This is a genomic window from Arenimonas donghaensis DSM 18148 = HO3-R19 (assembly GCF_000743535.1).
GTDB classification, from domain to species: domain Bacteria; phylum Pseudomonadota; class Gammaproteobacteria; order Xanthomonadales; family Xanthomonadaceae; genus Arenimonas; species Arenimonas donghaensis.
On record NZ_AVCJ01000017.1, the window covers coordinates 1 to 24,358 of the forward strand.

General features: G+C 69.4%; 21 protein-coding genes. 10 read left to right on the top strand and 11 right to left on the bottom strand.

Going from position 1 to position 24,358, the window contains the following annotated elements; genetic code table 11:
* Nucleotides 1-244: 244 nt before the first annotated feature.
* Nucleotides 245-1,048: a c-type cytochrome gene (locus N788_RS08660; protein ID WP_034223840.1), complete on the bottom strand. Its 804-nt coding sequence runs from the start codon at nt 1,046-1,048 to the stop codon at nt 245-247.
* 184 nt (nt 1,049-1,232) lie between these two features.
* On the opposite strand from N788_RS08660, the gene yihA reads away from it, so the two are divergent.
* The gene (gene yihA / locus N788_RS08665; protein ID WP_034223841.1) at nt 1,233-1,820 is read left to right on the top strand and encodes a ribosome biogenesis GTP-binding protein YihA/YsxC; all 588 of its coding nucleotides are present in this window, start codon (nt 1,233-1,235) and stop codon (nt 1,818-1,820) included.
* Nucleotides 1,821-1,844: 24 nt separating this feature from the next.
* Here yihA and N788_RS08670 read toward each other — a convergent pair whose 3' ends face one another.
* Both N788_RS08670 and N788_RS08675 read right to left on the bottom strand, forming a co-directional pair.
* The gene (locus N788_RS08670; protein WP_034223842.1) at nt 1,845-2,765 is read right to left on the bottom strand and encodes an ABC transporter permease subunit; all 921 of its coding nucleotides are present in this window, start codon (nt 2,763-2,765) and stop codon (nt 1,845-1,847) included.
* Complete coding sequence (locus tag N788_RS08675; RefSeq protein WP_051924511.1) at nt 2,762-4,345, bottom strand: peptide ABC transporter substrate-binding protein; 1,584 nt, start codon at nt 4,343-4,345, stop codon at nt 2,762-2,764. The genes N788_RS08670 and N788_RS08675 overlap by 4 nt, the downstream gene beginning before the upstream one ends.
* 25 nt (nt 4,346-4,370) lie before the next feature.
* Between N788_RS08675 and N788_RS08680 the strand changes: the two genes are divergently transcribed.
* The 4 genes from N788_RS08680 to ppc are packed head-to-tail and all read left to right on the top strand — an operon-like array spanning nt 4,371 to nt 11,038.
* Nucleotides 4,371-5,735, top strand: coding sequence for a glutamate--cysteine ligase (locus tag N788_RS08680; RefSeq protein WP_034223844.1), 1,365 nt, complete (start codon nt 4,371-4,373; stop codon nt 5,733-5,735).
* Nucleotides 5,735-6,454 carry a UPF0149 family protein gene (locus N788_RS08685; protein ID WP_034223846.1) on the top strand — a complete coding sequence of 240 codons (720 nt, stop codon included), beginning with the start codon at nt 5,735-5,737 and terminating at the stop codon, nt 6,452-6,454. Before N788_RS08680 ends, N788_RS08685 begins: the two co-directional genes overlap by 1 nt.
* 55 nt (nt 6,455-6,509) lie before the next feature.
* Nucleotides 6,510-8,312, top strand: coding sequence for a serine hydrolase domain-containing protein (locus tag N788_RS13950; protein WP_051924512.1), 1,803 nt, complete (start codon nt 6,510-6,512; stop codon nt 8,310-8,312).
* Nucleotides 8,309-11,038, top strand: a complete 2,730-nt coding sequence (gene ppc / locus N788_RS08695) for a phosphoenolpyruvate carboxylase (RefSeq protein WP_034223849.1) — start codon at nt 8,309-8,311, stop codon at nt 11,036-11,038. Before N788_RS13950 ends, ppc begins: the two co-directional genes overlap by 4 nt.
* Here ppc and N788_RS08700 read toward each other — a convergent pair.
* A complete protein-coding gene (locus N788_RS08700) occupies nt 11,035-11,379 on the bottom strand; it encodes a hypothetical protein (protein WP_034223851.1) in 345 nt (114 codons plus the stop codon). The genes ppc and N788_RS08700 overlap by 4 nt on opposite strands.
* A 132-nt stretch (nt 11,380-11,511) precedes the next feature.
* Here N788_RS08700 and N788_RS08705 point away from each other — a divergent pair, with 132 nt between their 5' ends.
* The 3 genes from N788_RS08705 (at nt 11,512) to N788_RS08715 (ending at nt 14,077) form a co-directional block, all read left to right on the top strand.
* Nucleotides 11,512-12,051, top strand: coding sequence for a hypothetical protein (locus tag N788_RS08705; RefSeq protein ID WP_034223853.1), 540 nt, complete (start codon nt 11,512-11,514; stop codon nt 12,049-12,051).
* 50 nt (nt 12,052-12,101) lie between these two features.
* The gene (locus N788_RS08710) at nt 12,102-13,439 is read left to right on the top strand and encodes an amidohydrolase family protein (protein WP_034223856.1); all 1,338 of its coding nucleotides are present in this window, start codon (nt 12,102-12,104) and stop codon (nt 13,437-13,439) included.
* A 95-nt stretch (nt 13,440-13,534) separates the two neighbouring features.
* Nucleotides 13,535-14,077 carry a hypothetical protein gene (locus tag N788_RS08715; protein WP_034223858.1) on the top strand — a complete coding sequence of 181 codons (543 nt, stop codon included), beginning with the start codon at nt 13,535-13,537 and terminating at the stop codon, nt 14,075-14,077.
* A gap of 71 nt (nt 14,078-14,148) precedes the next feature.
* On the opposite strand, the gene N788_RS08720 is transcribed toward N788_RS08715, so the two are convergent.
* The 7 genes from N788_RS08720 to N788_RS08750 all read right to left on the bottom strand — a co-directional run bounded on the left by N788_RS08720 (nt 14,149) and on the right by N788_RS08750 (nt 21,810).
* Nucleotides 14,149-14,691: a hypothetical protein gene (locus N788_RS08720; protein ID WP_034223861.1), complete on the bottom strand. Its 543-nt coding sequence runs from the start codon at nt 14,689-14,691 to the stop codon at nt 14,149-14,151.
* A 54-nt stretch (nt 14,692-14,745) separates the two neighbouring features.
* Nucleotides 14,746-15,513 carry a CE1 family esterase gene (locus N788_RS08725; RefSeq protein ID WP_034223863.1) on the bottom strand — a complete coding sequence of 256 codons (768 nt, stop codon included), beginning with the start codon at nt 15,511-15,513 and terminating at the stop codon, nt 14,746-14,748.
* A 53-nt stretch (nt 15,514-15,566) separates the two neighbouring features.
* Entirely contained in the window at nt 15,567-15,932 is a 366-nt protein-coding gene (locus tag N788_RS08730) for a DoxX family protein (RefSeq protein WP_034223867.1), read from the bottom strand.
* Nucleotides 15,929-16,582, bottom strand: a complete 654-nt coding sequence (locus tag N788_RS08735) for a hypothetical protein (RefSeq protein WP_152560438.1) — start codon at nt 16,580-16,582, stop codon at nt 15,929-15,931. The genes N788_RS08730 and N788_RS08735 overlap by 4 nt, the downstream gene beginning before the upstream one ends.
* Entirely contained in the window at nt 16,579-17,319 is a 741-nt protein-coding gene (locus N788_RS08740) for a tetratricopeptide repeat protein (protein WP_034223872.1), read from the bottom strand. The genes N788_RS08735 and N788_RS08740 overlap by 4 nt, the downstream gene beginning before the upstream one ends.
* A gap of 10 nt (nt 17,320-17,329) precedes the next feature.
* Nucleotides 17,330-18,451, bottom strand: coding sequence for a GGDEF domain-containing protein (locus tag N788_RS13955; protein ID WP_051924513.1), 1,122 nt, complete (start codon nt 18,449-18,451; stop codon nt 17,330-17,332).
* A 113-nt stretch (nt 18,452-18,564) separates the two neighbouring features.
* Entirely contained in the window at nt 18,565-21,810 is a 3,246-nt protein-coding gene (locus N788_RS08750; protein WP_034223874.1) for an amidohydrolase family protein, read from the bottom strand.
* A gap of 166 nt (nt 21,811-21,976) precedes the next feature.
* Here N788_RS08750 and N788_RS13960 point away from each other — a divergent pair, with 166 nt between their 5' ends.
* Nucleotides 21,977-22,897, top strand: a complete 921-nt coding sequence (locus tag N788_RS13960; RefSeq protein ID WP_051924514.1) for a GGDEF domain-containing protein — start codon at nt 21,977-21,979, stop codon at nt 22,895-22,897.
* Between the two features lie 123 nt (nt 22,898-23,020).
* Nucleotides 23,021-24,358: serine/threonine-protein kinase (locus tag N788_RS08760; protein ID WP_152560439.1), on the top strand; the 1,338-nt coding region annotated here is incomplete at its 3' end.

Consider the following 24,358-nt stretch of genomic DNA (forward strand, 5'->3'; position numbering starts at 1 on the left):
CGCTTCGTCGGCCGGGGCCTCGGCGGCGGGTGCGGCCGGCTGCGCGGGCGCTTCGGCGGCTGGCGCCGGGGCGGCGGCGGTGGACTCGGTGTTCGCCTCGCCGCAGGCCGCCAGGGCCAGGGCAAGGATCAGGGGCAACAGGCGCTTCATCGGGTGGGGCTCCTCGAAGGGGTCGCCAACCAGACCGCGGCCGGCAGCCAAGGTTCAATCCGCGGTGGCCCGGCGGGCCACCGCGGCAGGTGGGTCAGCCCTGCGGCTGCCCGGCGGCGGCCATCGCTTCGTCCGACGGGGTGTCGGCGGCGTTGTGCAGGCCTTCGATGTAGCTGGCCAGGGCCTGGATCTCGTCGTCGCTCAGGCTGGCGGCAACGCCGGCCATGATGGCGTTGGCGTTTTCGCCGTTGCCCCAGACCTTGCCGTCGCGGAAGGCGGTGAGCGCGGTGGCGGTGTAGCCCGCGTGCTGGCCGGCCAGGGACGGCCACGCCGCGCCCGGGTTGCCCGAACCGGTGGGGCCATGGCAGGCGGCGCAGGACGGCACGGAGCCGTCGGCCTTGCCGTAGCGGAAGATCTGCTCGCCGACCTGGTAGAACTTGCGGTCGGCATACGGGCCCTCGGCGATCAGGGTGTCGTCGGCGACGCCCGGCACGACCTTCTGGCTGGCGAAGTAGGCGCCGATGTCGCGCATGTCCTGGCCGCTGAGCGTGGAAGCGAAGCCGAGCATGATGGCGTTGTCGCGACCGCCGTTCTTGTACAGCGAGAGCTGGCGGGCGATGTAGCGCTCGTGCTGGCCGGCCAGCTTCGGGTACTGCGGGTCGCTGGAGTTGCCGTCCAGGCCGTGGCAGGCGGCGCAGGCGGCGGCCTTGCCGGCGCCGGCCTGGGCATCGCCCTTCACCGCATCGCCGTCGCCGACCTCGAGGACCTCGATGGGTGCCGGAACGGCCTCGGGGGCCGCCGACACGGTGGCTGCGGGCTCCGTTTCGGGCTCCTGGGCCACGGCCACGGCCGTGAAGGCCAGGGCGGCGGCGACACCAAGGATGCGCGTGAACTTCATGGGCTGCTCCGGAACGCTGATTTCAGGGGAATGAGGGTCTGCGCGACGGGCGCACAGGAAGGCGCGGATTATCCCAGCCGGTGCCCGCGACGGTCAATTGAGCCGGCCCCGTCCGGGCGCCAAGGCTGGTCAGGAGCGCCGGCAGGGGCCATGCTGTGCGCCTTTCCCGCCCCGGCGAGCCCCGATGTCCAACGCCCTGGCCCGCGCCAAATACATCAATTCCGTGCATTCACTGCGCCAGCTGCCGCCGGACGACGGCCGCGAGGTCGTGTTTGCAGGCCGCTCCAACGCCGGCAAGTCCAGCGCCCTGAACGCGCTGACCAACCAGAAAGGCCTGGCCCGGGTGTCCAAGACCCCCGGCCGGACCCAGGCGCTCAATTATTTCGAGGTCGACCCGGGACGCTACCTGGTGGACCTGCCGGGTTATGGCTACGCCAAGGTGCCCGAAGCGATGCGCGAGGCGTGGAAGGGCACGATCAACCGCTACTTCCACGAACGCGCCTCGCTCAAGGGCCTGGTGGTGGTGATGGACATCCGCCATCCGCTGCGCGAATACGACCTGCAGATGCTCGACTACGCCGTCGAGCGCGAGCTGCCGGCGCATTGCCTGCTCACCAAGGCCGACAAGCTCGGCCGCGGCGAGCAGGGCAACATCCTGCTCAAGGTCCGCAAGGAGCTGGGCGACCGCGCCAGCGTCCAGGTCTTCTCCGCCGACGCCAAGCTCGGCCTCGACGAAGCCCGCGCCGTCGTCACCGGCTGGCTCGAGGTCTGAAACGCCTTCCTGTGGGAGGCGCTTCTACACGGAGTCGCGCAAGCGTGGGTCCATGCGACTGCGCAGCCAGTCCACCAGGGCGTTGATGAGGACGATGGCCGCGCCGACGACCAGCACGACGCCCAGCACCAGCGTGTAGTCGCGGTTGAGCGCACCCTGGACGAAGTAGCGGCCGATGCCCGGGATGCCGAACACCTGCTCGACCACCGCCGAGCCGCTGACGACGTTGATCAGGGCCGGGCTCAGCCACGCCACCACCGGCAGCAGCCCCGGGCGCAGCGCGTGCATGAACAGCAGCCGGGCGCCGGACAGGCCACGGCCGCGCGCCGCGCGCAGATAGTCGGCGTCCAGCACCTCCAGCAGCGACGCGCGGGTGAGTCGGGCGCAGTAGGCGAGGTTGGGCAGGGCCAGGGCGATCACCGGCAGCACCATGCTGCGCCAGCTGCCGTCCCAGCCGCCGGCGGGCAGCCACTGCAGGGTGACGGCGAACAGCAGCACCAGCAGCGGCGCCACCACGAACTTCGGCACCGACAGGCCCAGGCCGGCGCCGAACATCAGAAGCCGGTCGGTCCAGCGCCCCGCGCGCAGCGCCGCCCACACGCCCAGCGGCAGGCCCAGGCCCAGGGCCAGCAGCAGCGCCAGGCCGCCGTTGACCACGGTGATCGGCAGGCTGGCCGCCAGCAGTTCGTTGACCGTGTAATCGGGGTACTGGAAGGACGGCCCCAGGTCGCCGCGGGCGACGTCGGCCAGCCAATGCAGGTACTGCATCGGCAAGGACTGGTCGAGCCGGTATTGCGCGGCAAGCGCGGCTTCTACTTCCGGCGGCGCCGCCTTTTCGGCGTCGAAGGGACCGCCGGGCGCCGCCCGCAGCAGCACGAAGCAAAGCGTCGCCAGCAGCCACAGCGTCAGCAGCGCTTCGGCGCCGCGGCTGGCCCAGGCCTTCAAGGCGCCGGCTCCAGGGACAGGAAGCGGCTGGGGTGGCGGTCGAGCGGATTGGCCTGGAAGCCTTTCACTTCCGGGCGCACCAGGTGTTTGGACGTGTAGTGGTAGAGCGGCAGCACTGCGTGGGCCTCGAGCAGCCGGGCCTCGGCGTCGCGCAGCAGGGCCTGCCGGCGCGCCAGCGTCGGCGCGGCGTCGGCGGCATCGAGCAGGGCATCGAAACCCGGGTCGGCATATCCGGTCCAGTTCGAGGCGTCGTCGCTGCGGAAGATGCCCAGGAAATTGCGGGCATCGTCGATGTCGGCGATCCAGCCGCCGCGGAAGACCTGGGTGATCACCTTCTGCCGGCGCGTGCCCACGAACACCTTCCACTCCTCGTTGCGCAGTGTGACGCGGGCGCCCAGCACTTCGCGCCACATCGCCGCCACCGCCAGCGCCAGGCGCCGGTGCGGGGTGGAGGTGTTGTAGCGCAGTTCCACCTGCAGTGGCCTGTCCTTCGAATACCCGGCGCGGGCATAGAGTTCGCGCGCCCGCGCCTCGCGCCCGGCCTGCGTCAGGGTCGCCGCCGGTGGCAGCGGCGGTTCATGCCCGGCCACGCCTGGCGGCACGACGCCGAAGGCGGGCTGTTCGCCCAGGCCGGTGACGTGGCGGGTCAGGATGTCGCGGTCCACCGCCAGCGACAGCGCCTCGCGCAGCGCCGGTTCGTCCTTGAAGGGCGGCCGCTCCAGGTTGAAGCCCAGCCAGAAGCTGCCCAGGTAGGGACTGATGCGCAGCTGGTCGCCAAAGCGCGCGCGCAGGTGCGCCAGCGGCTGCGGCGGCACGGTTTCGGTGATGTGCAGGCCGCCGGCCTCGAAGCGGCGCAGTTCGCTGGCGGCGTCTTCGGTCACGTGGAAGCGCACGCGCGGGATCGGCGCCTGTTCGCGGTAATGCGGATTGCGCGCGAGCGTCACCTGCGCCTGCGGCAGCCAGTCGGCCAGCCGGTAGGCGCCGTTGGACACCAGGTTGCCGGGCCGGGTGTGGCGGGCGCCATGCTCGGCCAGGCCGGGCAGGTACACCGGGTAGGCCACGGGCAGGGTCAGCAGGCGCGGCAGGTCGGCGCTTCGGCCCAGGCTGAAAACCAGGGTGGCGGCGTCCGGGGCGGCCACGCCCAGGCGCTCCGGCGGCGCCAGCCCGCGCTGCACGGCGGCGGCGTTGTCGATGGCGTCCAGATGGCCGGCGAAAGGCGCCGCGGTGGCCGGGCTGAAGGCGCGACGCAGGCTGGCCAGCACCTGCGGCGCGTCCAGCGCCTCCCCGTTCGACCAGCGCGCATCGGGACGCAGGTGGAAGGTCCAGGTGCGGCCGTCGTCGGACACCGACCAGCGCTCGGCCAGGCCGGGCACCAGCTCGCCGGCGCCGTCCTCGGCGACCAGGCCCTCGAACAGGTCCCGCAGGATGTTGGCGCAGGCGACTTCCGGGCAGCGGTGGGGGTCGAGCGTGGACGGTTCGGGCCCGTTGCCCCGGTCCAGGGTCTGCGCCAGGGCCGCGCCGGAACAGTGCAGGCCCGTCAGCAGGACGCCCAGGGCCACGGCGCGGGTTACGATTCGCATCCTGTGATTGTAGCCAAGGCTTCCCGTGTCCGGACCGAGCAATGCCAAGGACGACCCGCTGACCGACCACCGCGTGCTGGTCGATTACCTCGCCACGGGCAGCAAGCCGCCCGAAGACTGGCGCATCGGCACCGAGCACGAGAAGTTCGGCTTCCGGCTCGACGACCTGCGCCCGCCCACCTGGGACGGTGAACGCGGCATCGAGGCCCTGCTGCGCGGCCTCACCCGCTTCGGCTGGGAGCCCTTCGAAGAGCACGGCAAGCTGATCGCCCTGGCCAAGGACGGGGCCTCGGTGACGCTCGAGCCGGCCGGCCAGCTGGAACTTTCCGGCGCCATGCTCGAGAACATCCACGAGACCTGCCAGGAGACCCATGTCCACCTGCGGGAAGTGAAGGCGGTCGGCGACGAACTGGGCCTGGGTTTCCTGGGCATGGGCTTCCAGCCCAAGTGGCGCCGCGACGACATGCCGTGGATGCCCAAGGGGCGCTACAAGATCATGCGCGACTACATGCCCAAGCGCGGCCAGCTAGGTCTGGACATGATGACCCGCACCTGCACCGTGCAGGTGAACCTGGATTTCGCCAGCGAAGCGGACATGGTGAAGAAGTTCCGCGTCTCGCTGGCGCTGCAGCCGATCGCGACGGCGCTGTTCGCCGACTCGCCGTTCACCGACGGCAAGCCCAACGGCTACCTCAGCTACCGCTCGCACATCTGGACCGACACCGACCCCGACCGCACCGGCATGCTCGACTTCGTGTTCGAGGACGGCTTCGGCTTCGAGCGTTACGTCGACTACCTGCTCGACGTGCCCATGTACTTCAGCTACCGCAACGGCGAGTACCTCGACCTGGCCGGCCGCAGCTTCCGCAAGTTCCTGCGCGGCGAGCTCGAGGAGCTGCCGGGCCAGCTGCCGACGATGCGCGACTGGGCCGACCACATGACCACGTCCTTCCCGGAAGTGCGGCTGAAGAAATACCTGGAAATGCGCGGCGCCGACGGCGGGCCCTGGAACCGCCTGTGCGCGCTGCCGGCGTTCTGGACCGGCCTGCTCTACGACGACGCGGCGCTGGACGCGGCCTGGGACCTGGTGAAGGACTTCAGCCGCGACGAGCGCCATGCGCTGCGCGACGGGGTGCCCCGGCACGCGCTCAAGCTGCCTTTCCGCGGTGCCACCGTGCGCGAGCTGGCCTTGCAGGCCCTGAAGATTTCGGAGCAGGGCCTGGCCCGCCGCAACCGGCTCAACAAGACCGGCGCCACCGAGGCGGTGTTCCTGGAGCCGCTGGTGGAATTCGCGCTGGCCAATGAAACCCCGGCCGAGCGCAAGCTGGCGCTGTACCACGGCGCCTGGGGCGGCAGCGTCGATCCGGTGTTCCGCGAGTTCGCGTACTGATGGCCGCGCCCAAAGCCGACTGGTTCCGCGCCGACGACCCGCGCATCGACCAGCTCGATCGCCTGCTCGAACAGCGCGCCGTGCCCTACGGTGGCCTGGGCCTGGAACCGCTCGACGGGTACCTGACCGCGCTGGTGGTCAGCCCCGGCGAAGTGACGCCGGCCGACTGGCTGCCGCGGGTCTGGGGCAAGGCGCCGCCGCGCTGGGAAAACGCCGAGGAAGAAACCGGAGCCACCGCCCTGCTGATGCTGGCCTGGGAAACCGCGGCCCGCCGCGTGCGCGTGCCCGGCGACGAGCTCACCGTCGAAGGCGCCTTGCTGTGGTGGCTGCCCGACGACCCGGAGGCCGACCACGGCCCCGAGGTGGACATCGGCGCGGCCTGGGCCGGTGGTTTCCTGGAAGGCATGGACCTGCGCTCGGACGCCTGGGACGCCTGGATCGCCAAGGACGACTGGATCGGCGAAGTCGAGGCCTACATCGAAGCCCTCGCCGTGGGCAGCTATCCGCCGGAAGAAGAGGGCGGGGCGCCGACGCCGCTGGACTACCGCGAGCGCCTGGAAATCCACGCCGGCCTGCCCGACATGCTGCACGACCTGCACTGCCATCGCATCGAGTCCCTGACCCCGCGCGAACCCGTGCGCCGCGCCGCCACCCCCGAGCGCAACGACCCTTGCCCCTGCGGCAGCGGTCGCAAGTACAAGAAGTGCTGCGGCGCCTGAGGGAAACTGCTGCACCGTGTAGCATCGTCACCCTCCCCCAGGATGAGACCTTCCCATGGCCAAGCATTATTCCGGCAGGCGGACGCTGGTGAATGCCGTGCTGGCGACGATCGCGTCGATGTTGCTGGGTGCTTCGGCATTGGCAGCGCCGTCGGCAACTGACCGCATGGCGCAGGTCGAACGGGAGCTGTCCGGGCCGGTCAGCTTCGAGGGCGAGCCCGGATGGACCTTGCGCGAGCGCATGCAACATTACGGCGTGCCCGGTCTTTCGCTGGCCATCATTGACGACGGCCGGATCGTGGCCACCCGGACCTATGGCCTGGCCGATCGCGAACGCGATGCCGCGGTCACGCCCGACACGCTCTTCCAGGCGGCCTCTGTCAGCAAGCCAGTGGCGGCATTCGTGGCCATGCGCATGGCCGAGCGCGGCGAAATTTCGCTCGATTCCCCGATCAACACACAGCTCAAGCGCTGGCAGCTTCCCGGCAATGATTTCACTGCCGAACATCCGGTCACCCTGGCCCAGCTGCTAAGCCATACCGGCGGCACAACGGTGCATGGCTTCCAAGGCTATGAGAACGGCCTGCCGCTGCCCGGCCTGGTGGATATCCTGGAAGGCCGTGAACCAGCCAACAGCGCCGCGGTGCGCGTCGATTTCGGGCCGGGCAGCGCCTGGCGCTATTCCGGCGGCGGCTACACCGTGGCGCAAATGGCGATGGAAGACGTGAGCGGGCTGCCGTTCGATCGCCTCGCCCGTCGCGAACTGCTGGCGCCGATCGGCATGCACGCCAGCAGCCTTACCTTTCCGCCCAGTGCCAGCCAGCGCAAGCACACGGCGGCGGGCGTAATGCCCGATGGCGCGGACGTCCCCGGACGTTACAAGGTGCACCCGGAGTCCGCGGCTGCCGGGCTTTGGACCACCGCGCCGGAGTTGGCCCGCTTTGCCATCGAAGTCCAACGCGCCGTGGCCGGCGACAGTGAACTGCTGTCGAAGGCTTCGGCCGAACGCATGCTCACCGAGGTGCGTGATGGGTACGCATTGGGCTTCGGGCTCAGCGTGGTCGGTGGTGAGCCGTGGTTCGGCCACAACGGCTGGAACGATGGCTTCAACACCTTGATGGTCGCCGACCGGAAGGGCCATGGCTTGGCGCTCATGATCAATGCCAACCAGCCCGAATTCCTCGAGGAAATTCGCCGCGCGGTCGGGCACGCCTATGGCTGGCCGGGCTATCGCCGCTACCAGCGCCAGGCGCCGGCCGAGGCTGACCTCGTCGCGCTTCCTGGCCGCTACCAGTACAACGAAGAACAGATCATCGTGGTCGAGCGCCGTGGCGATGGCCTGACGTTTTCATACGGCGGTGAGGTGCCGGTTCCGCTGGTCGCCGTTGGCGATGGCAACTTCGTGAGAAGCGACCGCGAGGGTCGGCTGCGCGCCGACGCGAAGCATGAGCTGGGCCCCGGGCTCTCCCTGGTGCTTGACGACGGCAGCAGCCATCACTACCTCCGTCTGGCGGATGACCATCTCGCACTTCGTGAACAGGTCTATGCCGGCCGGATGGAGACAGCTTTACCCGCCTACCGGGCGTTGGCGGCATCGGGCGGAATAGTGGGTTCGGAACGCTACTTGAACTTCCAGGGCTACCGGCTCGTTTCACAGGAGCGTTATGCCGAGGCGGTGGCCGTATTTGAACTGGTCACACGCCTGTTTCCGGAGTCGGCCAATGCCTGGGACAGCCTGGGCGAAGGCCTGGGCCGGGCCGGCCGGCGAGACGACGCCAGGCGGGCCTATCGCCGCGCACTGGAGCTGGACCCTGGGATGGACACCGCCAAAGCAGCCCTTGAGGATTTGCGTGAATGAGTACCCCTGACTTTGAACCGCTGCGCGACATCGACCTGCCGGCGACCGACGCGTTGCTGCGAGAGGACGTAAAGCGCCTGGGCGCGCTGGTTGGCGAAATCCTGGCCGAACAGGTCTCGCCCGATTTCCTGGACGATGTCGAAGCCCTGCGCATCGCCTCCATTCGCCGTCGCGAAGCTGGTGCACCGATCGAAGACGTCGCCAAGGGGTTGCGCGGCCTGCCACTGGACCGCGCCGAACTGCTGGTGCGCGCGTTCGCCAGTTATTTCCAGGCCGTCAACCTGGCCGAGCGCGTGCATCGCATCCGCCGCCGGCGCGACTACCAGCGCCTGGGTGAATCGCCCCAGCCCGGTGGCCTGGAGGATTCGCTGCGCAAGCTGCGCGACGAGGGCGTGCCGGCCGAGGCCGTGCTGGCGCTGTTGCCGCGACTGCGGGTCGAGCCGGTGTTCACCGCGCACCCCACCGAGGCGATCCGGCGCGCCCTGCTGGAAAAGGAAAGCGAAGTCGTGCGCTGCCTGGTCGAGGACATCGACCGCAACCTCACGCCGCAGGAGCGTCGCGCCGACATCGAGCGCATGCGCCTGGCGCTGACCGCCAGCTGGCAGACCGACGAAACGCCGCCGGAAAAGCCCACCGTCGCCGACGAGTTCGAACACGTCGCCTATTACCTGTCCGACGTGCTCTACCGCGTACTTCCCGTCTTCCACGAAACCTTCCTCGAGGCGCTGCAGGCGGTCTACGGCAAGTCGCCCGACGAACTGCCGCCGCTGCTGGGCTTCGGTTCCTGGGTCGGCGGCGACATGGACGGCAATCCCAACGTCGGCGCCCACACCATCGCCGCCACCCTGACCAGCCAGCGCGCCATCGTGCTGGGCCGCTACCGGCGCGAACTGGAAAAGCTGGCCGACCTGCTCAGCCAGACCGAAGGCCGGGTGGGTGTCGATGACCGGCTCGTGCAGCGCGCCGACGACTACGCCCATCGTTTCCCCGAGGCCGCCGACGCGATCAAGGCCCGCCACAGCGACATGCCCTACCGGCGCTTCCTGACCCTGCTGGCCGCCCGCATCGCCGCCACCGACGGCGATGCCGCCGACGGTTACGCCGGCCCGGACGACTTCCTGGCCGACCTGCGCCTGGTCGAAGCCAGCCTGCAGGCCCACCAGGGCGAACACGCCGGCGGTTTCGCCGTGCGCCGGCTGCTGCGCCGCGTGCAGGCGTTCGGTTTCCACCTGGCGACGCTGGACCTGCGCCAGGAAAGCACGCAGCACGACGCCGCCCTGGCGGCGCTTCTCGACGACGAACCGTTCCCGGAACGCGACTGGAGCGACCGCGCCCAGCGCCTGCGGGCCCTGTTGACCGGCGAGGCGCGCGCCGCCAAGCCGGCCGCCGAAGACGCGCGCGGCGTTCTCGACGTCTTCCGCACCGTCGCCGACGCCCTGCCGCGCTACGGCTCGCGCGCGATCGGTCCGTACATCATCTCCATGAGCCGCAGCGCCGCCGACGCCCTGGCGGTGCTGGCGCTGGCCAAGCTGGGCGGCTGCATCGACGGCAATGGCGCGGTGCCGCTGGATGTCGCGCCGCTGTTCGAAACCGTCGACGACCTCGACAACGCCGCCGACACCCTGCGTTCGCTGTTCGCCGACACCGTCTACCGCCAGCACCTGCGCAGCCGCGGCGACCGCCAGGTGGTGATGCTCGGTTATTCCGACAGCGCCAAGGACGGCGGCCTGGTGGCCTCGCGCTGGGCGCTGCAGCAGACCCAGGTGGCGCTGACCGCGCTGGCCGCCGAAGCCGGCGTGCGCATCGCGTTTTTCCACGGTCGCGGCGGTTCGCTCTCGCGCGGCGGCGGCAAGACCGGCCGCGCCGTCATCGCCGCGCCGCGCGGTTCGGTGGACGGTTACCTGCGCCTGACCGAACAGGGCGAGGTGATCCATCGCAAGTACGGCATCCGCGCCATCGCCCTGCGCAACCTCGAACAGGCCAGCGGCGCGGTGCTGCGCGCCACCCTGCGCCCGCGCCAGCCCGAGCCACGCGAGGCCCGCTGGCGTGAAATGGCCGCGCACATCGCCGCCACGGCGCGCGCGCACTATCGCGGCCTGGTCTACGAAAGCGAAGGCTTCGTGCCCTATTTCCGCGACGCCACGCCGATCGACGTCATCGAACGCCTGCGCATCGGCTCGCGCCCCAGCAAGCGCGGCAACGCCGGCGGCGTGTCTTCGCTGCGTGCCATTCCCTGGGTCTTCGCCTGGTCGCAGAACCGCTGTGGCCTGACCGCCTGGCTGGGCGTCGGCACCGGCCTGGCCGAAGGGGTCCGGCGCTATGGCCAGGACGACGTGGCCGAGATGGCCCGCGACTGGCCGTTTTTCGCCACCCTGGTCGACGACGTCGAGATGGTGCTGGCCAAGTCCGACCTGGGCATCTTCGAGCGCTATTCAGAACTGGCCGGGCCGGCACACGAACGTTTCTACCCGCTGATCGCCGAAGAGTTCGCCCGCGCCCGCGACACCATCCTGGCGCTCAAGGGCAGCCCGCGCCTGCTCGACGGCGATTTCCGCCTGCGCCAGTCGATCCGGCTGCGCAATCCCTACGTCGACCCGATCAGCCTGCTGCAGGTGGACCTGCTGGCCCGCTGGCGGGCCGAGGACCGGCCGGAACAAGGGCCGCTCTTCCACGCCCTGGTCACGACCGTCAACGGCATCGCCGCCGGCGTGCAGAACACCGGTTAGGCGTCTTTCACGTCGGCCAGCTCCCAGTGGCTGCCGGCCAGCCAGCGCAGCCGCTGCTTGAAGACGCCGCTGGGAATCGACGTGGTCGCGACCAGTTCGACCTTCAGGTCCACCTGCTTGCCGGTGACCGTGGCGTCCGGATCGACCACGCCCAGGTCATCGTCGACGTCGTCCGGATCCTCCTGCATCGCCTTCCAGCGGTGGAAAAGCGCGTTGCTGCGCAGCGCTTCCTGCAGTTCGTCGGCGAAACCCTCGGCGCCGCCGGACCGGAACGACAGGGCCGGTTCGGTGCCCCTGGCCAGGGGCGGGTCGGGCAGGCGGATGTAATAGCGGACGGCCATCGCGGTTTCTCCTTCGGGCGATCGGGTTGATGCGTCGAGATTACCCCGTGGGCCGGGGGGAAGGCTTGCTGGTGGCGGAACAGGGCTTCCGAATGCGTTGTAGGGAAGACACCCCAGGAAAAAGGATCGCCCATGCGCATTGCCCTTGGTTCTTTCATCGCCGCCACATTGCTGCTCACTGGCTGTGGCGGCGACGTCCCGGACGAGCAGGCTTCCGGCAACAGCAGCAAGGCCCGCGCGATCATCGCCGCCGCTGCCGACGAGGCCAGCAAGCCGTCCGGTGAGCCCGGCAGCCGCGCGCTGGCCAATCCGCTGCCCGGCGGCGTCGTCCCCGATTTCGCCTACAACGCCACCGTGGACATGAGCACGCAGGTCGGCGTCACGATCCGGCAGGTCCACCTGGACGTGCCCGGGCTGGGGTCTCAGGAAGCGATGGATCGACTCGTGGCCCAGTTCGAAGCCGCCGGCCTCGTGGCCGGGGAGCAGGCCAGCGAGAAGAACACGCTGGTGAGATCGGTCTGGACACCGGGGGAGGACGGCGCCAAGGGCCTGGCCGTCGTCGATGGCGGCGGCACGCACATCGCGCTGATGGGCACCGATTACGAGGCGGGCCACAGTCGCCGCGACGATGGCTATGCCTCGGCGCTGCGCCTGCAGATCAACACGAAGTAGGCCCGCGCGCTTCGCGCTACCATCGGGTCACCCCAACGGAGGTCGACCCGATGACGCGCACGCACACCTGCCTGGCCGCCGCACTGCTGTTGGCCCTGTCCCCCGCGGTGCTGGCCGCCAAGCTCGCCCTGGTCGGCGGCACCCTGGTGGACGGCACGCTGCGCGATCCGATCAAGGACAGCGTCATCATCGTCGATGGCGAGCGCATCGTCGCCGTCGGCACGGTGGCCACCCTGCCGGTGCCGGCCGACGCCGAGGTGGTGTCCACCGAAGGCATGACCGTCATGCCCGGCCTGTGGGACATGCACGTGCACCTGATGATCAACGGCCACGCCGACTACGCCTATTGGGACAAGACCTACCTGCCCAAGCTGCGCGACGTCATCATGCCGGCCTCGGCCGAGCAGCTCCTGATGGCCGGCATCACCAGCGCCCGCGACCTGGGCGGGCCGCTGGAGGATTCCATCGCCGTGCGCGACGCCATCAACGCCGGCAGGATCCCGGGCCCGACCATGTACATGTCCGGGCCCTTCATACAGAAAAAACCCTATCCGGGCACCGAGGCCTTCCGCTGGGGCGTGGATTCGCCGGCCGACGCCCGCGCCAAGATCCGCCGCCTGGCCGATGCCGGCGTGGACGTGGTGAAGCTGATCGACCAGGACCAGATGAGCGAGGCCGAGATCGCCGCCATCGTCGACGAGGCCCACAAACACGACCTGCCGGTCATCGCCCACGCCCACCGCCCCGAGGAAGTGCGCCGCGGCCTGCGCCACGGCGTCGATGGTTTCGAGCACACCGGGTTCGCCGCCGCGCCGGAGTTTCCCAAGGACGTGATGGATGCGCTGGCCGAACGCACGGCCAACATGGCGGCCGGGCCGCTGTTCTGGACGCCGACCATCGAGGGGCTCTACAACTTCCCGTACACGGTGAAGAACCACGAGTTCATCGATTCCGACTCCTGGCACCGCGGCCTGCCGCCGGAGATCGTCGACGACATCAAGGGCTCGCTCGAACATCCCGAACGCATCTCCTATTTCCAGCAGACGCCGCAGCGCCAGCCGACCCTGCGTCGCAAGTTCGACCAGCTGCGCCAGTCCGGCGTCGTGCTCCTGGTCGGCACCGATTCGGGCATTCCGATGAAGTTCCACAGCCAGAGCACCTGGAACGAACTCGACGTCTGGGTGAACCAGTTCGACGTACCCGCCATCGACGCCATCCGTGCCGCCACCTACTGGCCGGCCGTGGCCATGGGCGTGGACAAGGACTACGGCACGGTGACCGAAGGCAAATACGCCGACATCGTCGCCGTGCGCGGCGACGCGCTCAAGCAGGTGGCGCTACTGCAGGGCATCGACCTGGTGGTCAAACACGGCAAGCGGGTGAAATAGCCCCAGGATTGCCACCGGGCTGCCCGCAAATTTCCATTTCCCCCGGGCAGGCTGTTTGACGACCGGGCGGACCGGGATCGGCGAGGAGCAAGGGGATGAAGACGCTGCGGGAAAATGAGGGGCTGCGGGGCAAGGTGGTTCGCAGCCTGGTCTGGGGCGGTGCCCTGGTGCTGCTGGTGCTGCCCGGCGTGGCGATGCAGTACACCGATGAGGTCCGCTGGACCGCGCAAGACTTCGTCTTCGCCGGGATCATGCTGCTCGCGGTCTGCCTGGCCTACGAGCTGGCGGCCCGGCGCGCGCGCGACAACCGCTACATGCTGGCGACCGGCATCGCCGTCGGGGCTGGTTTCCTGACGATCTGGACCAACCTGGCGGTCGGCATCCTCGGTAGCGAAGACAACCCGGCCAATCTCTGGTTCTTCGTGGTGCCGGTCATGGCCATCGCGGGCGCCGCGGTGGCGCGCCTGCGCCCGCGCGGCCTGGCCGCGGCCATGCAGCTGGCGGCCGCCGCCCAGTTCGTGATCGGCCTGGGCCTGTCCCTGACCGGCCTGGGCAATGCCTGGGTGTTCACCGGCCTGATGTGCGTTGCCTGGCTCACCGCCGCCGCGCTATTCGCGCGCGCCCGGGGTCGGTCCTAAGTCTGCCCGGCCCGGGCCGCGAAGCGGACACTGGCGGTGAGCTGGCCACATCGGCATGAAGCATGAATTTTTCAGGGCCTATTGCCGGGCTCCGGCGGCGTGGCAAGGTTGCTGCCATAGCGAAGGCGATACAGGAAATTGGAAAGGCCCCTCGCGCCAAGCACAAGTACCAAACCGATCACGATCTCGACGGCGGTCGCCGCGATGCTCGCCTTGTTTTCCGGCAGCCAGGCAAAACCTTCGTAGCCGACGCCGGACGTGAGCATCAGCAGGGACAACCAGTAGGCCGTGTCCGGCAAGGCCGAGGCCAGGACCCACAGGCCGAGCACGATGATGGCGATTTCCTGTACCTGGAGGCCCGCGGGCGACAAGGGGGTGCCGGCGTCGCGCAGCGAGGGCAGCAGCTTGCGCGCGATGGTGAGCGGGAAATACCAGAGCACCGCGGCGAAGGCGAGGGTGAGCGCCATGATCGTCGCTGTCCCCAAAAGCATGACCGCGGTCAGTTCTTCGAATCGTCCGAGCGAGAGCAGGCCGGCGGCATGACGTATCGCGGTCACCACCAGGAAAAGGGCAAACAGGCGCAAGGCTACGGCGATGATGTCTTCGCGACTCATGTCTGGTCGTCCGGCGTTGGGGGTTTATTGGGCCAGCTTAATGGCAGGATATCCCTATGGCGATGGCCAAGGGTGCTGGCTGAATTCCTTCAGCCATTGATTGCCCTGCGATGGCCAGATGTGGCCGGCGCCATAGGTGCCAAAGACAAAGGGGGCGCCCTTGGCCGATGGCGACTGCAGGTGGCAGCAACCCATGAATTTCGTCAGCGGGCCCTGGGTGCGGTTGTGCCGTGCCAGGGCTTCGACCGTGCCGGCCCAGTCTTCCCTGTACCGGCGGTCTTCGCCGCGGCCGAACAGGTAGAGCACCGGCTTCGGGGGCGATTCGCTGCTGAACCCGGGGGCCACCGAGCCAATGACCGTAAAGGTCGCGAAGGCGTGGGGTCGCTCGGCCATCAACAGCAGCGTGAAATGGCCGCCGTTCGAGAAGCCGGCGACGTGCGTCTTCTCCGGCTGCGTGCCGTGGCGCCGGGACAGTTCCTCCAACAGCCGGTCGGTCAGGGCCAGGTCGCGGTCGCCCTGGTCGCCGGGGCGGTACTGCCAGCCGCGCTGCGTCGAGTTCTCGCGCAGTTCGCCGCGCGGGTAGGCGACGATGGCTTTGGGCCAGTCCTGGTGCAGCCGCACCGCGCGCGCGAACGCCCGGTCATCATCGCCCCGGCCGTGGAACACCACTACGAGGGTGCGCGGCTCGGCGCTGGGTTCGTCGGGCACGAAAAGCAACACGCGGCGCTTCTGGCCCTCGATCTCGAACTCGAGGCGCTGCTCCACGGCCTGTGCAACAGGCAGCACGCCGATCAGGAGCGCCGCGAAGAACCACCGACTCAACTGTATTGGTAATGGGTGTGCTGGCATGGCTGGAGCGCTCCGTTGGTACCCGGTCAGCGCACGGCGGAACCGCGGCCGAACAGGCGCAAGAACTCGCTGCGACCTCGCCAGCCGCACCAGAGCGCAGTCAACTGGATGGCGAGCGCCACCCCGGCCATCACCCATTCCGCGTGCAGCACGTGGGTGCCGACGGCGCCGAGCATCAATGCCGCCAGGCACAGCGCCGCCAGGGCGGACAGCCGCGGCAGCAGCAAGCCCACGGCGCCTGCCAGTTCCAGCACGCCGGTGAGGTACATGAACTCCACCGGATACCCCCAGCGCGAGAAAGCCTCGGTTTCGAAGGGCAGGGCAAGCAGCTTGGCCCCGCCTGACAGCGCGAAGATGAGGGCCAGCAGGCTGCTGACTATCTTGATCGTCATGTTGGATCCTCCGCGCATCGATACCTGGCCACGCGCTGGTCAGCGTCGAGGCCTTCGGTAATGAGTGTCGATCCGTCCTCGGAAAGCGAGAACCGAAACGTTGCCATCCAGGATTCTCCTTCGCCCGTGAGCTCGGCGACAATGTTGATCTGGTTGGCACCGGGGCTGGCGAGGGCCCGAATCTCTCCTTCGCTTTCCCAAAGCGAAATCCGGTCCGCGCCGAGGTGCATTGCCAGATCATCGGTACCAGAGCCACAGGCGCCGGCGTGCCCCGCCCAGTGACCTCGAAAACGCTCAGGCACTGCGATCTGGCCCGGATCCGAGACATCGCCGAAGTCGCGCCTGTCATCAGCCGGGCCCATCGCGCCGATGATGTTTGCCGTCACGTTCACCGACACCATAAGGATGAGCATCACGGCCAGGACGGGGCCCAGGCGCCATCGCGGCGGTAGCAAGGCAAGGACCACTGCGCTGGCAGCCGCCGCATAGACACCAAAGGGCGACATGGCCGAACCGGAATGCCATGGCTGGAGCACGAGAAGATAAGTCGCCGCGAATCCCAGGATCAGTGCACGTTGCACCATGCTCAACCGCCAGGTTCCCCCGGTGTCGAATATCCGTCGGCGTTCCGGCCCGCTGGCGCGACTCATCCCGCCAGTTCCTTCAACTGCTTAATCCAGTCGCGGTCCAGGTCGCGGGAGTGGCGCGGCAACTGCTTGGCCTTGGCCAGGGACTGCGTCGCCAGGTTTTTTGCTCGCTCGGTTTCGCCCCAGCCGGCCAGCAGGCTCGCGTAGCGGGCGCGTGCTTCCAGACCCGGGTAGCTGTCCACCAATACGTCGAATTCTTCGTGTGCGCGCTCGCGGTCGTCGCAGGCCGCCACTGCCCGGGCGTAGGTCAGGTGCGCTGTCGGCGACCGGTAGCGCGGATGCGCCGCGATCAGCGCGTCGAGTCGGTCCCGGGCCGCCGCCGCGTCGCCGGCTTCCAGTTCGGCCCGGGCCAGCTGCGCCTGCAGGTCCGGGTCATCCGAATACAGGCCGGTGGCCGCGTCCCGCAGCAGCGGAAGTGCTTCCTGGGCGCGACCGTCGGCCAGCAGCGCCTGGCCAAGGCGCATGCGATTGGCGACGGTGGCGGTGTCGTCGTAGGCGGCGCGGGCTTCGCGCAGTTCACGCCCCGGGTCCAGCATCCGGCGCATGGTGCTGCCGGCCCGGCGCGCCGTGTGGCTGTTGCGGATATCCGGCAGCCAGATCGCCGCCGCGTACACGATGCTTCCCAGCAGCGGGAACATGAAAAGGATGAACAGCCAGTACAGGCCCTGGTGGGTGCGGATGGCGTGCACGCCGAAGTAGATCGCGATGAGGATGTGCAGGCCGAGGCCGAAGATGTGCATGGGCGGGTAGCTAGTCCGGAGTCCAGTAATTGTATCGGCGTCCACCCTCGCGCTTTGCGGCGTACATGGCTTCGTCGGCGCGATGGATCAGCGTGTCGGCGTCCGAGCCCTGGTCGGGATGGAATGCGACGCCGATGCTGGCGCCCACTTGCAGCTGCTCGCCTTGCCACGCGACGGGCAGGCACAGGGTGCGCACGAGGCGTGCGAGCACCGGACTGATCGATTCGTCCGAATCAACGGAGACCAGGATGGCCAGGAACTCGTCGCCTCCCATGCGCGCCACCGTATCGCGTCCCCGCAGCTCCGACTTCAGGCGGTTGGCCAGTTCCCGTAGCACGACATTGCCGGCGGCGTGGCCGTACTGGTCGTTGACCTGTTTGAACCCATCGAGGTCGATGCCGAGCACGGCCACGCGTACCTTGTCGCGCTTGGCCGTCTCCATCGCCATCGCCAGGCGGTCGCGGGCGAGCCTGGCCTTGGGCAGGCCGGTCAGTTCGTCGTGCAACGCATAAAACTCGATGCGCTCGTTCTCGTCCCTGAACTCGCGCAACAGATGCGCCGTCGACCGGTTGTAGGTGCCATAGGCGAACACGGTGACGGCGATGAAGGCCCCCGTCACCAGCACCAGCGTGCCCCAGGCCGCCGGGTCGCGGACATAGGCGTTGAGGTCGACGTCCACGTGCATCCAGCCCAGGACGAAGGCGGTTCCCGACAAGGCCACGGCCAGCACCGCGGCGATACCCAGCGTCATGCTTACCCGTCGCGAATACAGGGTGCTGGCGACCAGCGCACTCAATGCCAGCCAGTGCACGCCGGCGGCGGCGAGACCCAGCGACAGCAGGCCCGGCAGGCCGACGCACCACAGCAGGCCCAGGAACAGCCCGGACTTGATGCGCAGGGAAAGGCGGCGGCGGACCAGCAGCACGCAGGTGGTGGCGACGGAGAGCACTACGTGCCAGGTGTAGAGCGGCAACCAGCCCGTCAGCGCGGCGCGGGAAAGGGAAATCGGGATCGCCAGCGCGATCACCAGCACCATGCCCAGCCAGAGACGGTCGACCAATTGCTCTCGCAGCACGGCCAGGTCATTGGCCGAGTCCGCGCCGTCTTCCCTGTCGTTTTCGATACGGCTCAACGACGGACCGCTCCCGGTCAAATCCTTGGCCAGATTACGCCCCCCGGCCCGGCAACCGTCAAGTCAGTTGCGGACCGGGGACGAAAACGGTCGGTGGGATCGGCGTGTCCGGTTCAGTGCCGGTGCGGATCCGATTTCGGGCAATGGCAGGGCACCGTCGGGCCGTAGTGGACGCCGGTGGGCACGCCGGCGCCGCCACGCTGCCAGAAGAACTCCGGGGCCGGACGCTGCTTGCCGCCGATCTCGGACAGGTCGCTGGCCTTGAACAGCCGGCCGTTGACCATCACCATCGCGGTGTCGTCGCTGCGGCGGATGTCCTCGAGCGGGTTGCCGTCCACGACCACGAGGTCGGCACGCTTGCCGGCCTCGAGGGATCCGATTTCCTTCGACAGGCCCAGGTAGCTGGCGCCGTCGATGGTGGCTGCACGCAGCGCTTCGAAGGGGGTGAAACCACCCTGGTTGAGCGACCAGATCTCCCAGTGCGGCGCCTGGCCCTGCATCTGGCCGTGGCCGCCGACGAGGATCGGCACGCCGGCGTCGCGCAGGACCTTGGCGGCCTTGGCGACTTCGACGTGGTAGTAGTCCCACTCCGGGCCGGCCTGGCGGCGGATGGTGTTTTCGTCGAGCGAGTTCTTCGGGAAGAAGCGGTTCAGGCGCTCGTTCTCCCAGAGGTTGTCCTTGGCGTACCAGTAGTACTCGCCATTGAGCCCGCCGTAGTTCACCACCAGGGTCGGCGTGTTGCCGACGTCGGTCTGGCGCCACAGTTCCACCACGTCGCGGTACAGGGGCGCGACCGGGATGTTGTGCTCGATGCCGGTGACGCCGTCCACCACCATGGTCATGTTGTGCTGGAAGGTGCTGCCACCTTCTTCGACCACCAGCATGCCCAGCTCGCGGGCGGCCTGGTTGATCTGCTGGCGCTGGTCGCGGCGCGGCTGGTTGTAGCTCTTCACCGAGAAAGCGCCATTGGCCTGCATGCGGCGCAGGTGCGAACGGGCGTCGTCGAGCGAATTGACCTCCGCCTTGAAGTCGCCGTCGGCGCCGTAAAGGATGGTGCCGGTCGAGAACACCCGCGGGCCGACCATCTTGCCGGCCTTCACCAGTTCGGACTGCGAGAACACGAACTCGGTGGTCGCCGACGGGTCGTGCATGGTGGTGATGCCGAAGGCCAGGTTGGCCGCGTAGGCCCAGTTGTTCTGCGGGACGACGCCCTGGCCGAAGTGGGCGGCGTGCGCGTGCACGTCCACGATGCCCGGGAACACGGTCTTGCCGGCGACGTCGATTTCGCGGGCGCCGGCCGGGATGGCCACGTCGCCGCGCTTGCCGACGGCGACGATGCGCTTGCCGCGCACGAGCACCACGCCGTCCTCGATCACTTCCTGGGTGGTATCGGCATCACGCATGGTCACCACGCGGCCGCCGACCAGGGCGAACGTGTCTTCGGGGCTGTCGCTGTCGATGCGCAGGCCCACGGGCGTGCCGGCGTCGGCCTTGGCCGCGCCCAGCGCGCGGCTGTGGTAGCGGTCGCCGACCATCCAGTGCACGGACTTCGAATCCGCGGCCCAGTGCAGGTAGCTGCCCATGTCGGTGCCCAGCGCCGTCACCGGCAGGGCCTTGGTGTCCTTGTTGAGTTCGATCGAACCCCCGGTCGCCGGTAGCGGCGCCACGTAGCCGTTGAACAGTTCGGTGAAGGCGACCGACCTGCCGTCGGGGCTGATCGCGACGTGGTCGACGTACTTGAGGCTGAACACTTCGCGCGGCTGTTCACCGTGCAGGCCGGCGCTCATCAGCTTCTTCTCCAGGCCACCGCCGGTGAGGAAGTACACCCGCCCGCCGTCGGCGGAGAACTGGGGCTGGGAACCATTGCCGGCGATCTCCACCGGCTCGCCGCCGGCGGCCGGCATCACGAACACGCCGCGGCTGCCGCTCCACAGGCTGCCGGTGAGGCCGCCGCCGCCCTGGCGCGAATACACCACGCGCGACCCGTCCGGCGAGTAGCGCGGGCCGTAGTAGAAGCCCGGCTCGGTCGTGAGCTTGCGGGTCGTGCCGCTGGCGAGGTCGAGTTCATGGATCGCACCCAGGGAGGCATCCGACCAGGTGGTGAACAGCAGCTTGCGGCCGTCGCGGCTGAAGCTGGGCTGGTACTCGAAGCGCGTGTCGTCGTTCATCAGCCGGCGCGGCGAGCCGCCCGGCAGCGCCTTGGTCCAGAGCTGGCCGACGGCGTGGAAGACCAGGGTCTTGCCATCGGGGCTGGTGGCGACGTCACGGATCATCTGCGGCGCGAACGCGTCGCCCTCGATCTTCTGCTCGAAGCGCAGCGCCGGCAGCACGCTTTTTTCGACCTGCGCGGTGAAGGGGATATTGGCCGGCGTGCCGCTGGCGATGTCCACCCGCCACAGCTTGCCCTGCGCCCACAGCACCACGGCCTTGGAATCGGGCGTCCAGTCGAAGCCGGGGTAGGGGCCGAAGATCGCCCAGGCCTCCTGCTGGTCGTGCGACAGGCCGTCCCAGACCGGCCGCACGAAGCCCGAGGCCAGGTCGATCACGTGCAGCACCGACTTGTCGCGCACGCGCTTGACGAAGGCCAGCTGCTTGCCGTCGGGCGAGGGCTGCGGACGCACGGCGCCGCCGGCGCCGGCGACGATGGTTTCGGTTTCGCCGGTCTCGCGGTCCAGCCGCTTGATCGCGTAGATGGTGCCGTGCACGTTGCGGTTGTACTGGAACATGCCGCCCGGGCTGACGTCTTCGGAGTAGTAGACGTAGCGGCCGTCGGCCGACACCGCCGGTTCGCCCAGGTCCTGCTGGTCGTTCTTGCGCTCGGTCAGCTGCAGCCCGCTGCCGCCGTCGCGGTGGAACATCCAAAGCTCGCCCGCGCCCAGCGAACGGCCCGAGGTGAAGTGCTTGCGGCCGACGAGGTACTGGCCGTCGGGCGTCCAATAGGGATTGTTGAGCAGGCGGAAGTCTTCCTTCGACACCTGGGTGGCGCCGCTGCCGTCGGCCTTCATGCGCCAGAGGTTGTTGCCGCCGCCGCGGTCGGAGGTGAAGGCGATTTCCTTGCCGTCGGGCGAAAAGCGCGGCTGGATGTCCCAGGCCGGGCCGCTGGTGATGCGCCGGGCCTGGCCGCCGTCGGCCGGCAGTTCATACAGGTCGCCCAGCATCGAGAAGACGATGCGGCGGCCGTCCGGGCTCACGTCCAGGTCGAGCCAGGTGCCCTCGTCGGTGCTGAACCGCACGGTCTTGCCCTTGGCATGCGCCGATTGCACGTCCCATTTGTCTTTCTTGTCCTTGTCGTCCGCCTGGGCGGTGGCCGCCACGGTGAGGGCGAGGCCGAGGGCGAGGGCGAGCGGACGAGGCGACATGCGGACTCCAGGGGCAGGGACACAATCGCCCGATGCTAGGCGAAGCGCCCCGTGTGAAGGTAGGCCATTGGTCATGGCCCCGGAAAAGCGTGAGCGCCCTCCCAGCTTGGAAAACCCGCGCCAATCCTTGCTTGAACTGGCCTTGCGGCTGGCCGAGAGTAGGGCCATGAGCGCCGCCCCCCGCCGTTCCTGGCCCCTGGCCCTGCTGGTCCTCGTCCCTGGACCGGCCCTCGCCTTGCCCGCGCAGACGGGCGAGCCGGCGGCCGCCGCGGTCGCTTTGGCCTGGGTGATGATCGGCCTCGCTTTGGGCGTGGCGCTCGCGATAGCGGCCTGCTGGACGGTCATGCGCGACCGGCTGCGGCCCCGCGAAGGCTGGGGCCTGCAGGCCGGCGTGGCGGCCATGCTGCTGGCGGCGGCTTTCCTGGCGGGCTCCCATCCGGTCTGGCTGGCCCTGGCCGGTGTCGCGGTGGCGGCCTGGGGGCTGTGGCTGGTGCGCCGCTTTTCCGGACGCATGACCCATCTCCTGGTCGAACGCGACCACGCCCGCGCCGAAGCCACGCGGGTGAAGGCCGACTCCGAGCGCGACCCGCTCACCGGCGTGCTCAACCGCGGCGCCTGGCGCGCCCGGCTCGAGCGACTGGCCGAGGACACCTGGCAGGACCAGCGGCCGCTGTCGGTGCTGTTCTTTGACATCGACCTGTTCAAGCTGATCAACGACAGCCTGGGCCACCAGGTCGGCGACGATTGCCTCAAGGCGGTCGCCAACACCGTTGCCGCCGAATTGCGCGGTGGCGACATCCTGGGCCGGCTGGGCGGCGAAGAATTCGGCGTGGCGCTGCCCGGCGCCCGGCGCATCCACGCCCTCGCCGTCGGCGAACGCATCCGCACCGCGGTGCAGCAACACTGCCAGGCCGTCGGCGAAGAAGTGGTGGAACTGACCGTCAGCGTCGGTGCCGCCGAACACCTCGGTCCGGAAGAAGCCCTGGACGCCCTGGTCGACCGCGCCGACCGCGCCATGTACACCGCCAAGGACTCGGGCCGGAACATGGTGGTCGCCGACGCCAGCACGCCGTCCCCCGCCGCCTGACGCCGTTCGCGGCCCGCCGGGGCCGTTCATCGCTGATTTTCCCGTTGGCCTTGCAGGGGCCGCCCTGCCGCTGGCGTAGGGCGTAGACTGGTCCCGCGCAGGACGAATCGGGGGGTTGGTTGCATGCGCAGCGTGATCCAGGTCGGGGACACCGTCGGACCGTTCACTATCGTCGCCAAGCTCGGTCGCGGCGGCATGTCCACGGTCTACAACGCCTATGAAACCGCGCTCGACCGCGAAGTCGCGCTCAAGGTGCTGCCCATCGATTTGCTGGAAGAGCCCGGCTTCGCCGAACGCTTCGAGCGCGAAGCCCGGCTGATCGCCAAGCTCGAACACCCCCACATCGTGCCGCTGTACAACTACGGCATCGACGACGGCGTGCCCTGGATGGCCCTGCGCCTGGTCCGCGGCGGCCACCTGGGCGAGCGCCTGGAGCGCGACGCCATCGGCCGCGAAGCCGGCCTGGCCTATTTCACGATGGTCGCCGACGCGCTCGACCATGCCCACAGCCTGGGCGTGGTGCACCGCGACCTCAAGCCACAGAACGTGCTGCTGGGCGAGCACGGCGAGCTGTACCTGGCCGACTTCGGCATCTCGCGCATGCTCCAGGGCCGCACCACCATCACCAGCACCGGCGCCGTGCTGGGCACGCCGCAGTACATGTCGCCGGAACAGGCGCAGGATTCGCAGGTCGGCCCGGCCACCGACATCTACGCGCTGGGCATCATGGTCTACCAGTGGATGACCGGCGTGCTGCCCTTCGACGCCGACACGCCCTACGCGGTGATGTACAAGCACGTGAACGCGCCGCTGGCGCTGGATCCGCTGGAACCGTTCCCGGAACGATCGCGCGAAGTGCTGGCCCGCGCGCTGGCCAAGCAGTCCGACCAGCGCTGGCCCAGCGCCGGCAAGTTCGTCGAGGAGCTGGCGGCCGCCCTGGGCGTGGAGGAAGTGCCGGGACAGGTGCTGGCGGCCGGCAAGCTGCCCTCGTCGGTGGCGGCGGCGATCTCCGCCCGCAAGCTGTCGCGCATACCGGCGGCGCCCACCGAGTTCATGGCCAGCGCGCCGGCCGCTACGCCGCCGGCGGGCATGCGCACGCCCAGGCCCGGCCCGCAGACGCCGCGCCCGGGGGCCGCGGAACCGGCGGCACCGACCCTGGTGCAGGCAACGCCGTCGCCGGAAGCGCCCACGACCCAGGGCCGCGCCGTGCCTCCCGCGGGTCCGGGCGCGGGCGGCGGCGGCGCCGGCAAGGGCCCGATAGCGCCCGGCGAGCTGCAGTTCCGGCCGCGCACGCCGCCGCCCAAGGCGAAGCTCGATCCCAGGCTGCTGGGCATCGGCGCCGGCGCGGCGCTGTTGCTGCTGCTGGTGCTGCTGTGGGCCCTGGGCGGCGACGACGACGCTCCGCCGGTGGACGAGGCGGCCGTGGCCGCCGCCGAAGCCAGCGCGGCGGAAGCCGCCGAG